The sequence below is a fragment of the Oleiphilus sp. HI0061 genome (genome assembly GCF_001635675.1).
The window spans coordinates 1-529 of sequence record NZ_LWFE01000890.1 but is presented as its reverse complement, the minus strand read 5'-3'; the positions used below and the strand labels follow the sequence as shown (position 1 = coordinate 529).

The following is a 529-nucleotide window of genomic DNA, read 5'->3' as shown; positions in this document are numbered from 1 at the left end:
TCAGCGGAAGGTATTACAGCTGCTTACTCTATTAGCGACAAAATGGCACGTTACAGTGCACTAGGTGAGCTGAAAGCTGCTGCTGTTGAGAAGCTAGTGACCGATGCGGAAGATTCACCTTCTGCAGATGACGTTAAAGCTTACTTCTCTAAGTTAGAAAAGAAAATTGTTCGTGGTCGTATCACGCAAGGCGAGCCTCGTATCGATGGTCGTGACAACAGCACTGTTCGTCCTATAAAGGTTGAAGTGGGTGTACTGCCGAATACTCATGGTTCAGCTTTGTTTACACGTGGTGAGACTCAGGCGATTGTTACGACAACGCTAGGTACCTCTCGTGATGCACAGATCGTTGACGATTATGCTGGCGAATACAAAGAAAACTTCATGTTGCACTACAACTTCCCTCCTTACTCTGTAGGTGAGTGTGGTCGTATGGGTCCTCCAGGTCGTCGTGAGATCGGTCATGGTAAGTTGGCTAAGCGTGGTCTTCAGGCGCTTATGCCTACCGCTGAGGAATTCCCATACACAA

General features: G+C 47.8%; 1 pseudogene. It reads left to right on the top strand.

What is annotated here, in order from left to right:
• A pseudogene (locus A3735_RS10520) lies at positions 1-529 on the top strand (polyribonucleotide nucleotidyltransferase); the annotation flags it as partial.